Genomic DNA, 13,763 nt, shown 5'->3' on the forward strand with positions numbered 1-13,763 from the left:
ATCGTTCAACGCCGAGACACAAATATGTGTCTCTACACCGTGGCGTACTGCGCTTTTTGCAGCACCTTCTTGTATTCGGAGGGAAATACCTTGATGAACTTGCCTGCTTCCTCCGCCCAGCTATCCAGCAGGTAAGCAGCTAGTTGGCTGTGGGTGAGCTGTACGTGCTTGCGCAGCAGCGCCTGTATCTGATCCTCATCGTCCGCATCTAAGGGGTCCAGCTCCACCATTTCGCGGTTGCAGTTGTCGGGGAAGCTGCCGTCGGGGTCGTAGATCCAGGCCACGCCCCCGCTCATGCCGGCGGCGAAGTTGCGGCCGGTGCGGCCCAGAATAAGGGCGCGGCCGCCCGTCATATACTCGCAGCCGTGGTCGCCCACGCCTTCCACTACCGCCGTGGCGCCGGAATTGCGCACCGCAAACCGCTCCCCAGCCTGGCCCCGCACAAACAGCTCCCCGGAAGTAGCGCCGTAGAGGGCCACGTTGCCGATGATGATGTTTTGCTCGGGTACAAAGTGGCTATTAGCGGAGGGGAGAATGACCAGCTGAGCCCCCGAAAGACCTTTACCGACGTAGTCGTTGGCCTCGCCTTCGAGCGTAAGCGACAAGCCGCGCACGCTGAACGCCCCAAAGCTCTGCCCGGCCGAGCCGCTAAAGTGAAAGTTAATCGTGTTATCCGGCAGGTCCGCGGCGTGGTAGCGCTTGGTTATTTCGTTGGAAAGCAGCGTGCCGATGGTCCGGTCGATGTTGCGCACCGCGAAGGACGCGAAAACAGGAATGCGCTTGTCCAGCGCCGATCTGGCCTGCTGAAGCAGCTGCCAGTCGAGAATGTTATCCAGCCCATGATCCTGAGTTTCGCTGTTGTACAACGTGCCCCCCGAAGGGTTGGCGGCTGGGTGAAGCAGGCCACTGAGGTCCAGGGTACGGGCCTTCCAATGGCTGATTTCGCGCACCTTCAGAAATTGGGTCCGGCCCACCATCTCATTCACGGTCTGGAAGCCTAGCTCCGCCATGATTTCGCGCAGCTCTTCGGCCAGAAAGCGGAACAGGTTCACAATGTGCTCCGGCTGACCCGTGAACAGCTTGCGCAGCTCCGGGTCCTGGGTAGCCACGCCCACGGGGCAGGTGTTCAGGTGGCATTTGCGCATCAGCACGCAGCCACCCGCAATCAGAGCGGCCGTGGCAACGCCCCATTCTTCGGCACCAAGCAAGGCGGCAATTGCCAGGTCGCGGCCGGTTTTGAGCTGGCCATCGGCTTGCAGCACCACGCGGCTGCGGAGCTGGTTGCGCAACAACGTTTGGTGAGCTTCCGCCAGACCTAATTCCCAGGGCAAGCCGGCGTGCTTAATGGAGCTCATGGGCGAAGCGCCGGTGCCGCCGTCGTAGCCGGCAATCAGAATCACGTCAGCATGAGCCTTGGCGACGCCGGCCGCAATGGTGCCCACGCCCGCCTTCGACACCAGCTTCACGTTGATGCGGGCGGCGCGGTTGGCGTTTTTTAGATCAAAGATGAGCTGGGCTAAATCTTCGATGGAATAGATATCGTGATGGGGCGGAGGCGAAATCAGGCCCACGCCAGGTGTCGCGTGGCGAACCCGCGCTATCCACTCATCTGCCTTATGGCCAGGAAGTTGTCCGCCCTCACCGGGTTTTGCCCCCTGGGCCATTTTGATTTGCAGCTCGTCGGCGTTGGTGAGGTAATGGGCCGTGACGCCGAAGCGGGCTGAGGTAATCTGCTTGATGCCGGAGCGCATGGAGTCGCCGTTGGGCAGTGCCTCGTAGCGCATCGGGTCTTCGCCGCCTTCGCCCGTGTTGCTCTTGGCCCCAATGCGGTTCATGGCAATGGCCAAAGTGCTGTGTGCCTCGTGCGAAATGGAGCCAAACGACATGGCCCCGGTGGCAAAGCGCCGCATGATGTCTTCGGCAGGTTCTACCTCCTCCAAAGAAATAGGTTCGCGGTGGTGGGCAAAATCCAGCAGGCCCCGGATGCTGAACAGCCGCTCGGTTTGCTCATTGAGCAGACGGGCGTAGCGCTGGTAGGTCGCGTAGTTGTTGGTACGGGTGGCGTGCTGAAGCAGGTGGACGGTTTCGGGGTTGAACATGTGCGCTTCGCCCCGCCGCCACTGGTACACGCCCCCATCGGGCAGTAGCTGTTGCTCTTCGGGCGTGGTGCTTTTGAAGCCCTGAAAGTGCTTGTAGAGGGTTTCGCGGGCTATTTCATCGAAGCCCAGCCCGCCGATGCGCGTGACGGCCCCCGTGAAACAGTGGTCAACTACCTCCTGATTAATACCCAGAATCTCAAACACCTGCGCGCCGTGGTAGGACTGCAAAGTCGAGATTCCCATCTTGGAGAAAATCTTCAGCAAGCCATCACACACGGCCTTTACGTAGTTTTTGACCAGCTGCGGATGATCTCCCGCCGAGTCAAATTGCCCCCCAGCCTGCATGGTTTGGATGGTGGAAAGGGCCAGATACGGATTGATCGCCGTGGCCCCAAACGCCAGCAGACAAGCAAAGTGATGCACTTCCCACACGTCGCCTGCCTCCACCACCAGTCCCACCAAGCCCCGATACCCTTTGCGGATAAGGTGGTGATGCACCGCCGAAACCGCTAGTAAAGAAGGTATAGGTGCGTGCTCGGAATCCAGGGCGCGGTCGGAGAGAATAAGCACCTCAAACCCGTCGCTCACCGCGTCTTCCGCGTAGCGGCACAGTCGATCGACGCCATTTTGCAAGGAGCCGGGCTTGCCATCGGCCTTGAAGTAGCTCATCAGCGTCTTGGCATGAAACAGGCCCGTATCGATGCTGCGCAGCTTTTCCAGCTCGTGGTTGGTCAGCACCGGCTGGCGCAGGGCCACGCAGTGGCAGTGCATTTTGTCCTCGTCGAGGATGTTGCCGTTGTTGCCGATGAAGGTGGCCAGACTCATCACCAGCCGCTCCCGAATCGGGTCGATGGGCGGGTTCGTGACTTGGGCAAAAAACTGCTTGAAGTAGCTGGATAGGTGCTGGGGCTGATCAGACAATACCGCCAGCGGCACATCAACCCCCATCGAGCCAATAGGCTCTTTTCCCTCCACCGCCATCGGCGTAATGATGCTGTCAATATCCTCGCGGATGTAGCCAAAAACCTGGTGGTATTTGAACACCGACTCGGCCGACAGGTCGGTGAACATCTGGCGCGGCTCGGGCAGCTCTACCAGCCGAATCTGGTACTCGTTCAGCCACTGCCCGTACGGTTGCTGGCTGGCAGCCTGGATTTTCAGCTCCTCATCGGTAATAATTTGCCCCCCAACCGTATCGACCAGCAGCATTTTGCCGGGCTGCAAGCGGCCTTTCCGCACAATTTTGGAATCGGGAATGGGTAGTACGCCGGCCTCCGAGGCCACCAGTACCCGCCCATCATTGGTGACCACGTAGCGCAGGGGCCGCAACCCGTTGCGGTCGAGCATGGCCCCGATCATCTTGCCATCGGTAAAAAGCAAGGCCGCCGGGCCGTCCCAGGGGCCCATAAATGTGGCGTGGAACTCGTAGAACGCCTTTTTCAGCGGGTCCATTTGGGTGTTGCCGTCCCAGGCCTCGGGCACGAGCAGCATCATCACATGGGGCAGGGAGCGGCCCGAGTGCAGCAGAATTTCGGCGATGTTATCCAAGCAGGCCGAGTCCGACTGATTGTTGTCGATGACGGGCAGCAGCATGTCCATTTCCTCGGCCGAGAAATAGGGCGAGATAGGAGCGGAGCCCGGCATAAAACCAGTTCAGATTGCCCTGCAGCGTGTTTATTTCGCCATTGTGCGCCAGCAGCCGAAAGGGGTGAGCCAGCTTCCAGGATGGAAACGTATTCGTGGAAAAGCGCGAGTGCACCATCCCGAACCCCGACGTGACGCGCGAATCGGACAGGTCGGGGAAGTAGTGGCGCACCTGATAGGTGGTCAGCTGGCCTTTGTACACGATAACCCGGTAGGAAAGCGACGCGAAGTAGAAGTCATCTGCCGCCTCCGGCACCGATTTCATAACCGTTTTCGTAATCAGCCGCCGCAGCACAAACAGCTTACGCTCAAATTCTTCGCTAGTGGTAATGCCGGTGGGCCGGGCCACGAAAACCTGCTCCATCACGGGCTCCGCCGCCAAAGCCGTTTGCCCGATACCCGCCGGATTCACTGGTACCGGCCGATAGCCCAGCAGCTGCAAGCCCAGTTTTTCGGTTGTTGCATTAATAATAGAGCGGCAGGATTCGCGCTGGGGGGCATTTTTGGGCAAAAAAACCATGCCTACCCCATAGCAGCCCGGCTCAGGTAGCCGAATGTTGAGGGCCGTACACTCTTCCAGGAAAAACCAGTGCGGCACCTGCAGCATTAAGCCGGCCCCATCACCTGAGTCGGAATCGCAGCCGCAGGCGCCGCGATGCTCCATGTTTTCCAACATGGTCAGCGCATCCGCAATCGTTTGGTGCGACTTATGGCCGTTGAGGGAAGTGATAAAACCGGTGCCGCATGCATCATGCTCAAATTCAGGACGATACAGGCCTTGCGAGTCAGTAGATTTCATCACTGGAAAGAGGGCGTTAGGGTTCGGTCGTACTGCTCAGTTGGCGGTAGCACGCTGGGACTCAACAAGCAGCAATAAGTGGGTACGCAGCTTTACAAAGGATGAGATTGAAATCGCCCTCACCCCTTGAAAAGGTCTTCAGTTTACCACAGGCGGGTGTCGCTGACGCCAGGCGGAAGAGGTCGCAACTCGCTCAGACCCAGCACGCACCAGCCATCTTGCAGGCCGAAGGCACCGCCCTGCAGCACGTAGCTGATCCAGCGGGCCACCGAGCGGCCGCTGTAGGTTTCGCTTTCCGGCTCATACTCCTGCAATTGCACGGCATCGCCCACCTGGTAGTTGCGGTCGTTTTCGCGCACATCAAAAGTCTTGGCACCCGACTGCACCGCCTCGAAACACGCCGGCCAGATTTTCAGCTCGTGAGTGCGGGTATGAGATAGAGCAGTTGGCTGATCTAGGATTATTATGTTGGAAATCATTGGGTTATCGTCAGAAGTGGTGGCGGGACGAGTACTAGCATCGGCCCACCTGCTGGGTAGCCGGTAGGCCAGCGCCCAGCGGTACACCCAGCGTCGGCGCGCAGATCGTCTTTCTCAGGAAATACTACATGCCCACGCGAAGCACTTGACTTATACTCCAGATTAGTATAAGTATCTGGAAGTCAGTGTTAAAAAAATGTTGCCTTTTGGAAAAGGTCGAAAAAGAGAGAATGTTGGTACCGTTGCCCAGCCCCATTATACAGAGGTCAAGCCCCGCCAATGGTCTGGTCCGCCTGCTCCCTGTCGCAGGCGAAATAATGAGCTGGCTGGGTGGGATGGCGGCGGCAACTCCAGGGCATATATTGGCTTAATATAAGAAATAAATCATTTAGAATTTATATCCTCCTTATTTAAAGTCTGTTCTAAAGGAGAACTAGTATTAGGTACAAAAAGCCTGCAACACGAATATGTGGCAAAGTGTGCCATCAAACCTACAGGATTTATTAGCTCGCCTTTAAATAAAGTCAACATCGGCGGCGCTAACCATGCGGCGTAAAGAATACAAAGCACCCGGAAACACGAAAAAGCCCATCCCGTTACCGGATGGGCTTTTTACGGTACGCTTACGTCAGTCTTACTTGCCCAACTTAGCTTTCAGATTTTCGTCCAGCGCTTCCAGGAATTCCTCGGTGTAGAGGTAGTCCTTGCCGTGCGCTACCTTGTTGCCATGAATACAAACGGCCAAATCCTTGGTCATTTTACCGCTTTCAACGGTTTCAATGCAGACCGTTTCCAGGGTTTTGCAGAAGTCGATCAGCTCCTGATTGCTATCCAGGATTCCCCGGAACTCCAGTCCGCGGGTCCAGGCGAAGATGGACGCAATGGGATTGGTAGAGGTTGGCTTGCCCGCCTGATGGTCGCGGTAGTGGCGAGTCACGGTTCCGTGGGCGGCTTCGGCCTCCATCACGGTGCCGTCTGGAGTCACTAACGTAGAGGTCATCAGGCCCAGCGACCCAAAACCCTGGGCTACGGTGTCGCTTTGCACGTCGCCATCATAGTTTTTGCAGGCCCAGACAAAGTTGCCATTCCACTTCAGAGCGGAGGCCACCATGTCATCAATCAGCCGATGCTCATAGGTAATGCCCGCGGCCGTGAACTTAGCGCGGTAATCCTGCTCGTAGATCCCCTGGAAGATGTCCTTAAAACGCCCATCGTACTTTTTCAGGATGGTATTTTTAGTCGACAAGTACAGGGGCCAGCCTTTCATCAGGGCCTGATTGAAGCAGGCATGAGCAAACCCCCGGATAGATTCGTCCGTGTTGTACATGGCGAGTGCTACCCCGTCACTCTTGAAGTTATATACTTCAAAAGACTGGGTTTCGCCCCCATCTTCCGGGGTAAAGGTGATAGTGAGCTTGCCTTTTCCTTTGGTCACGAAATCAGTAGCCCGGTACTGGTCGCCGAAAGCATGGCGCCCGATGCAGATAGGAGCCGTCCAGTTAGGAACCAGGCGGGGCACGTTGCTCATCACGATGGGCTCACGGAAAACAGTGCCGTCCAGGATGTTGCGGATGGTGCCGTTTGGCGACTTCCACATCTGCTTCAGGTTAAACTCTTTTACGCGCTCCTCATCCGGCGTGATAGTGGCGCACTTAATGCCTACCCCATACTGGCGGATTGCATTAGCGGCGTCAATGGTAACCTGGTCGCTCGTTGCGTCGCGGTACTCAATTCCCAGGTCAAAGTACTTAATGTCCAGGTCGAGATAAGGCGTGATCAGCTTGTCCTTAATGAACTTCCAGATGATGCGCGTCATTTCGTCGCCATCAAGCTCCACGACCGGGTTTGCTACTTTGATTTTTGTCATTTCCTCAGGGGACAGATGATGAATGTTCTTTCTCTTACTGTGTAGCCCGAAGATACGGACCCACTCTGATCTTGTTCAGCCCCCAATATTGCGACAGAGCACCGGAATGCCAAACTTCTGTGGCTCGCTAAGACTACGGCTCCGACGTTGGAAAAACGTATAGAGCGAGATATTGCTGGTATGCAGTAAATAGAGATTTTTTCTTGATAGTTGTGTCGTAACAAAGCAAAAAGCCCACTAATCGACTGATATACAGTTAATTAGTGGGCTTGCAATGTAGTCCGTAGGGGAATCGAACCCCTGTTGGTAGAATGAAAATCTACTGTCCTAACCCCTAGACGAACGGACCAGATGATGTGCCTTACTCGTTTTTAGTGGTGCAAAGATAAGGCAGAGATAATTCAGCGCAATACGTAGGGTCAAAAAAAATGGCCCCCAGCAGTAAATGGGCTGACTTTCAGGAGGAAATTCTTTTCGCGGGGGGCATTTTTAAACCTGAAAGCCCGTCGGGAGCGGCCAGAAACCGTAAGAGTAGTTGCAAAGCAGAAGGCTTACTAGCCGATTTGGCTATATTCCCCTAGCCCTGTACCTTCGCTCCGCGTTTCCACCCGGCCCTCGTGGTCTACTTAATTCCCAAACCCCAAATCTCTACTCATGGCTAAAATTAAAGTCGCCATCAACGGCTTCGGCCGCATTGGTCGCCTCACGTTCAAGTCTTTGCTCGGCCGCGACAACGTGGAAGTCGTGGCTATTAACGACCTGACTGATAATAAGACGCTGGCTCACCTGCTTAAATACGACTCCGTACACGGCCGCTTCGACGGCACGGTGGAATACGATGAAAACAGCCTGACCGTAAATGGCCAGCGCATTCAGGCCCTGGCTGAGCGTGATCCTAAGCTATTGCCCTGGGGCGACCTGGGCATCGACGTGGTATTGGAATCTACGGGCCGCTTCGTGGATGAGGCCGGCGCGGGCCAGCACCTCACGGCGGGCTGCAAAAAAGTCGTGATATCGGCTCCTGCTTCGGGCGATGGTATTCCGACCGTAGTATTAGGGGTAAACGAAGATATCCTGACCGGCGACGAAACCATTCTGTCGAACGCCAGCTGTACTACCAACTGCCTAGCCCCGATGGCGAAGGTGTTGGATGAGGCTTTCGGCATTGAGAAAGGCTATATCACCACGGTGCATGCTTACACTTCCGATCAGAATCTGCAGGACGCGCCGCACAAGGATTTGCGCCGGGCTCGCGCTGCTGCTTTGAGCATTATTCCTACCAGCACCGGTGCCGCGAAGGCCGTAGGTCTGGTATTGCCCCAGCTAAAAGGCAAGCTCGATGGTATCGCCATGCGCGTGCCCGTGCCGGACGGCTCAACCACTGACCTGACCGTTATTCTGAAGCAGGAAGTAACCAAGGAGCAAATCAATGAAGCCGTGAAAAAGGCTGCTGAAGGCCCTATGAAAGGTATTATTGAGTATTCCACCGATCCGTTGGTAAGCATCGACATCATAGGCAATCCGCATTCCTGCATCTTCGACTCGCAGCTGACGGCCGCCAACGGTACGCTGGTGAAAGTAGTAGGCTGGTATGACAACGAGTTTGGCTACAGCACGCGCACCGCTGATTTAATCCAGCAGCTAGGCGAAAAAATGGCGAAGTAACGCTTATTGTATTGCTTTCTAGTGAAAAGCCTGCCCGCTTTGGGCGGGCTTTTCTGTTGGTAAATTGAAGCAACTGGGGGGCTTTTTCGATTGTTTTAACCATTGTAGAAACGCGACGTTTTACGTCCTGCCGCTCCTGCTTACTCCACTACTCAACCTTGCGCTTCGCAACGCGTTTCTATCCATCTATGCCCGCCAAGCCGCGTATCTGTTTTATTCTGAATCCTGCTTCCGGCACTAGTCGTCAGCAGGATGTGCCGGCCCTTATTGAGCGCTACCTCGACCATTCCGCCGTTGACCACGCCCTGCGCCTGACGGCCTACGCTGGCCACGCGGAGGAACTAGCCCGCACCGCTGCCGCAGATGGGTTTCGCACGGTGGTGGCAGTGGGGGGCGATGGTACAGTAAACGAGGTAGGACGCGGTCTGCTGGGTACGAATGCCGCTATGGGCATTCTGCCGCGGGGCTCCGGCAATGGCCTGGCCCGCCATCTGGAGGTGCCATTGGCGCTACCTGCCGCTATTAGTCGGATGAGTCAGCCCGAGTTTCAGCGCATGGATGTGGGCCGGATCAATGGCCACCCTTTTTTTTGCACGGCCGGGCTGGGATTTGATGCCCACGTAAGCAAGTGCTTCGCCACGGCCGGCACCCGCGGCCTGGCCACCTACGTGCGCGTGGCACTGCGCGAGTACCGAACTTTTCAGCCCAAGCCTATTACGGTTACGCTCAACAACCGCACGCTGGCCACCGATTGCTACGTGCTGGCCTTTGCCAATGCCGGGCAGTACGGCAACAACGCCTATATTGCCCCGCGCGCCGACATTCGCGACGGGCTGCTGGACGTGTGCCTGATTGATGCGTTGCCCTTGCGTCGCGCCGTACGCGTGGCCCTCGGCCTGGCCCTGGGCGATTTGCCACAGTCGGGGGCGGCGGTGTATCATACCTCGCGGCACATATTGGTGGAGGCCGAAGCGCCCCTGGGCTTTCATGTGGATGGCGACTACGCGGGCGAGGCCACTAGCTTTGAAATTGAATTGCTGCCCCTGGCTCTGGAGGTAGCCGTATGAGATAGTGAAGTGGTGAGATGATGAAATGGTGGGTTTGACGTTCAATCTTGCGCAAACCGAACGTCAAACTCACCACTCACTATCTCACAACTTTACAACTTCACCACATGAAAGCTGACAAAAACCGGCGCGGCCGCGAGGGAGTGGTGTATTCCACTAACTCCGACTTCTCTTACCAGCACGCCGACGAAGAGTCGGTGGTAACCCTGCCGCCCCAGCAGCAAAACCTGCGCGTACACCTCGACCGCAAAAGTGGGGGCAAGCAAGTAACGCTCATCACTGGCTTCGTGGGGCAGGATGCTGACTTGCAAACGCTGGCGAAGCTGCTCAAAACCAAATGCGGCGTAGGGGGCAACGCCAAAGACGGCGACATACTCATCCAGGGTGACTTCCGCGACAAAGTGATGGGCGTACTGCTCGATCAGGGCTATAAAGCGAAGAAAGCGGGCGGCTAGTCTGGTGGTAAAAGCGTATGTAGCAGTATTCGGCGTAGATTCTTGCTCTTAACAACTGTGCTTCACTAGTGCAGCCACCTTTTGTTGTCATAAATGGAAGCGGTAAACCCACGCGAATTAGCCGAAAGCGGCATTATCAACGCCGTGCAGTGGCTGAAGCTGGGGGTCGAAACCGTAGGGGCGTTCATCATTGCCTTGGGCATCGGAGTAGCGGGCTGGCTGCTGATAAAGGCACTGGTACAGCGTCGTACGGCTAATTTTACGGCTATTCGCCTGACGCTTGCCCGCTACCTGGCCCTGGCCCTGGAGTTCCAGTTAGGCGCTGATATTCTCTCCACGGCTATTGCCCCCAGCTGGCAGCAAATTGGGCAGCTCGGCGCCATTGCTGTTATCCGAACAGGCCTCAATTATTTTCTGACCAAGGAAATGAAGGAAGAGGAACGCCAAAGCGCCGAACAATCGGTGACGGAGCGAGCGCACCAAGCCCCTGAAAACTAGGATAAATAGAAGGGTGTAGAGACACGTATTCGTGGCTCCTCTCCTCGTTGCTGCCGTTGTTCAACAGGACGCCCTTAATCGGTCGTTCCACGATTGAGGTGGGAATACGCGTCTCGACACCGTTCTGACGAAACATTATTCACTTCCCGCCAGCCTCTTTCTGGCCCGCTCCACATCCTCGGGCGTATCAATACCGATGGTTTCCAGCTCCGTTTCCGCCGTCAGAATGCGGTAGCCGTTCTCCAGCCACCGCAGCTGCTCCAGGCTTTCGGCTTGCTCCAGCCAGGAAGGCGACAGCTTCGTGATAGCGGCCAGCACATCGGGGCGGTAGGCATACAGGCCAATGTGGCGCAGATAGCGGTGATGCGCAAGCCACTGGGCGGGTTCAGCCTGGCGCTGATAGGGCAGGGGATGACGGCTGAAATACAACGCGTGACTTGTAGTATCGAGCACTACTTTGGGCAAGTGCGGACTAAATAACTCCTCTTCACTGAGCACCGGTTTGACCAGGGTGACAAGCTGGGGGGGCTTTTCAGCGCCAAAAAGTGCTACAAGCGCATCAATTTGGGCGGGGTGAATAAAGGGCTCATCGCCTTGAATGTTAATGATGCAATCTGCTGCCTCGCCAAGCTGCTGGTAAGCATCGAACACGCGGTCAGTGCCGCTCGGATGCTCGGGCGAAGTAAGCACCGCCTCACCGCCAAAACCGCGCACGTGCTCCAGAATACGCTCATCATCAGTCGCTACTACCACACGCTGCAACTGAGCCTGCCGGGCCTGCTCCACTACTCGTTGAATCATGGATTTGCCCCCCAGATCAACCAATGGCTTGCCGGGCAGGCGAGTAGAAGCGTAGCGGGCGGGAATAATACCAATGGCGTGGACCATAAAAAAGAGAATTATTGAAGCGGAATAGAAGCTGGGGGGCTTTTTTGCAAAGAACAGTGAAAACCATGAATCACTTTGTGCTCTCATAAAACACTTGGCTTAGCTGGCCAATAAATGCAACCCGACCACGTTGGGTACAGGTGGCGTATCAAATGCCATTCAACCCAGCGGAAGTGGCCGTTTTGGGACTCAGCCGGGATTATTTTTTATCTTTCGGCGCTTTTAAATTTCCCCCAAGCTGCCCCGCCCGATTTTGGGGCCACTCGTTTTTCGCGAACTGCTCGTATGACCCGTTTTTTGTCGCTGCTGCCCGCGTTTGTTCTCGCTGGCTTCGCTGCCACCGCCGCGCCCCGGCCTGCTCTCCCGCCCGATTCTATTGGAGTTGAGTACCGCAACAATAAGATGTTTATTAAGCACCGCGTGGTGGCTGGTGAAACCCTTTATGGCCTTTCGCGGCGCTATGCGGTGCCCGTTGAGCAAATCGTGGAAACTAATTCTACCCTCAAAGGAGCCCTCATAACAGGTCAGGTGGTGCTGGTGCCCCGCACGCGGGTAGTAATGATAACGCCCGCGTCAACTGGCAACGCTGCAACGCGACCATCAGAGCCCGCCAACACGGCCGCCGCGGCCCGCTCACTACCTACTGATAACAATGGCAACCGCGTGTACACCGTGCAGAAAGGGCAAACGCTGTACGCCGTGGCGCGCCTCTTTCAACTTCCGCCCGCTGACCTGGCACGTTTTAACGGGCTGCCTGCTACGACCGGTGTAAAAGTTGGTCAGCGCCTGATTATTGTGCCCGCAGGCGCGCCCAAGTCGCCCGCCACGGCCTCGGCAACGGTGGCTGCGCCGCCCGTAGCGCCCGTTGAAACGCCTGCTCCTGCTACTCCCGCGCCCACATCGGCGCCAGTTGCTACTGTACCCAAGCCAGTTGTGACGCCTCCGGCACCCGTACGGCCGACTTCGAGCCCAACGAACACGAAAGATTCTGTTCGCGCTCCGGCCCCGCCAGCCGAGGAACGTGTTCCTGAGCGGGCCAGCGAAATAGTGCGCCGCGTAACCGAAAGCGGCTTGGCAACCAAAATTGAAGGGACGGGTACCGATAAATATCTGGCCTTGCACAAAACGGCTGCGGTTGGCACCATCATGCAGGTGCGCAACATCATGAACGGGCAGTCGGTGTATGTGCGTGTGATTGGTCAACTGCCTGATACCGGCGAAAACAGTAATATTCTGGTGCGCCTGTCGCCCCGTGCTGTGCAGCGCCTCTCCACACCCGATAACCGCTTTCGGGTCGAAACTTCTTACGTGCCATAACAAACTGGAAACTAAGGGCTAAAAGCTAGTTCCCCTCCTCAGCTGAGGAGGGGAACTAGCTTTTAGCCCTTAACCTTTAGCTCCTGTGAATCACGCGCAGCTCCGGCAGTTTCTCGACCGCCACCACGACCGCTACAACCGGCCGGCCTTTATTACTAATGACCCAATCAGTATTCCGCACCGTTTTTCCCAGCGTCAGGATGTGGAAATCAGCGGGCTGTTCGCGGCCCTGCTGGCCTGGGGACGTCGCCCGACCATTATCAGCAAGTGCCACGAGCTGATGCGCCGCATGGACGACGCGCCCTATCAGTTCATTACCCAACACTCCGACGACGATTTGAAGAAGCTGCTGGGCTTCTGCCACCGCACCTTCTGCGACACCGACCTGCTGTATTTCGTGCATTGGCTGCGCTGGTATTATGCCAGCCATGATACGCTGGAAGATGCTTTTTTGCAGGGTAATACCCAGCGCGAACGACTCGAAAACTTTCACACGCTGTTCTTTAGCCTGCCCGATGCCCCCCAGCGCACCCGCAAACATGTGGCTACGCCCGCTCGCGGTTCGGCCTGCAAACGCGTGAATATGTACCTGCGCTGGCTCGTGCGCCGCGACGACCGAGGCGTGGATTTCGGCCTCTGGACGCGCCTGCCCATGGCCGATCTGATATGCCCCTGCGATGTGCATGTGGAGCGTGTTGCCCGCGGCCTGGGCCTGCTCACGCGCCGCCTAGTCGATTGGGTCGCAGCCGAGGAATTGACCGCCCACCTCCGCGATTTTGCCCCCCACGACCCCGTGAAGTACGATTTCTCTTTGTTTGGGCTAGGTGTGGAGCAAAAGCTACTCTGATCTTTGCTTACTTACTGTATTGTTGTCTAGCCGGTTTTTACTGAAGTACTTCCCAACACCAGCATAGCAGAGTGTAGCTATGGGTCAACTAGAATGATTCGCAGCTGCGCGCTACAAGTTCAGTCAATAGGTTGTCGG

At 56.6% G+C, this 13,763-nt stretch carries 9 protein-coding genes, 1 tRNA gene and 1 pseudogene; 6 read left to right on the forward strand and 5 right to left on the reverse strand.

What is annotated here, in order from left to right:
- Nucleotides 1-32: 32 nt before the first annotated feature.
- From gltB to B9A24_RS15695, 4 genes and pseudogenes are all read right to left on the reverse strand, one after another.
- Nucleotides 33-4,542 (reverse strand): annotated as a pseudogene (gene gltB, locus B9A24_RS15680) (glutamate synthase large subunit).
- A gap of 143 nt (nt 4,543-4,685) precedes the next feature.
- Nucleotides 4,686-5,021, reverse strand: a complete 336-nt coding sequence (locus B9A24_RS15685) for an ASCH/PUA domain-containing protein (protein ID WP_084446970.1) — start codon at nt 5,019-5,021, stop codon at nt 4,686-4,688.
- Between the two features lie 634 nt (nt 5,022-5,655).
- Nucleotides 5,656-6,888, reverse strand: coding sequence for an NADP-dependent isocitrate dehydrogenase (locus B9A24_RS15690; RefSeq protein ID WP_084446971.1), 1,233 nt, complete (start codon nt 6,886-6,888; stop codon nt 5,656-5,658).
- Between the two features lie 277 nt (nt 6,889-7,165).
- Nucleotides 7,166-7,237, reverse strand: a tRNA-Glu gene (locus B9A24_RS15695).
- Between the two features lie 305 nt (nt 7,238-7,542).
- On the opposite strand from B9A24_RS15695, the gene gap reads away from it, so the two are divergent.
- The 4 genes from gap to B9A24_RS15715 all read left to right on the forward strand — a co-directional run bounded on the left by gap (nt 7,543) and on the right by B9A24_RS15715 (nt 10,573).
- Nucleotides 7,543-8,553, forward strand: a complete 1,011-nt coding sequence (gene gap, locus B9A24_RS15700) for a type I glyceraldehyde-3-phosphate dehydrogenase (protein ID WP_084446972.1) — start codon at nt 7,543-7,545, stop codon at nt 8,551-8,553.
- 188 nt (nt 8,554-8,741) lie between these two features.
- Nucleotides 8,742-9,620 carry a diacylglycerol/lipid kinase family protein gene (locus B9A24_RS15705; protein WP_084446973.1) on the forward strand — a complete coding sequence of 293 codons (879 nt, stop codon included), beginning with the start codon at nt 8,742-8,744 and terminating at the stop codon, nt 9,618-9,620.
- Nucleotides 9,621-9,727: 107 nt separating this feature from the next.
- On the forward strand, nt 9,728-10,075 hold the full coding sequence (locus B9A24_RS15710) for a translation initiation factor (RefSeq protein WP_084446974.1): 348 nt from the start codon (nt 9,728-9,730) through the stop codon (nt 10,073-10,075).
- A gap of 93 nt (nt 10,076-10,168) precedes the next feature.
- Entirely contained in the window at nt 10,169-10,573 is a 405-nt protein-coding gene (locus B9A24_RS15715) for a DUF1622 domain-containing protein (protein ID WP_084446975.1), read from the forward strand.
- A 135-nt stretch (nt 10,574-10,708) separates the two neighbouring features.
- On the opposite strand, the gene kdsB is transcribed toward B9A24_RS15715, so the two are convergent.
- A complete protein-coding gene (gene kdsB, locus B9A24_RS15720) occupies nt 10,709-11,461 on the reverse strand; it encodes a 3-deoxy-manno-octulosonate cytidylyltransferase (protein WP_084446976.1) in 753 nt (250 codons plus the stop codon).
- A gap of 285 nt (nt 11,462-11,746) precedes the next feature.
- Between kdsB and B9A24_RS15725 the strand changes: the two genes are divergently transcribed.
- Both B9A24_RS15725 and B9A24_RS15730 read left to right on the forward strand, forming a co-directional pair.
- A complete protein-coding gene (locus B9A24_RS15725; RefSeq protein ID WP_159452074.1) occupies nt 11,747-12,778 on the forward strand; it encodes a LysM peptidoglycan-binding domain-containing protein in 1,032 nt (343 codons plus the stop codon).
- Nucleotides 12,779-12,863: 85 nt separating this feature from the next.
- Nucleotides 12,864-13,625 (forward strand): TIGR02757 family protein, encoded by a 762-nt coding sequence (locus B9A24_RS15730; protein WP_084446978.1) that lies wholly within the window; start codon nt 12,864-12,866, stop codon nt 13,623-13,625.
- Nucleotides 13,626-13,763 lie beyond the last annotated feature (138 nt).

The organism is Hymenobacter roseosalivarius DSM 11622 (assembly GCF_900176135.1).
GTDB lineage: Bacteria > Bacteroidota > Bacteroidia > Cytophagales > Hymenobacteraceae > Hymenobacter > Hymenobacter roseosalivarius.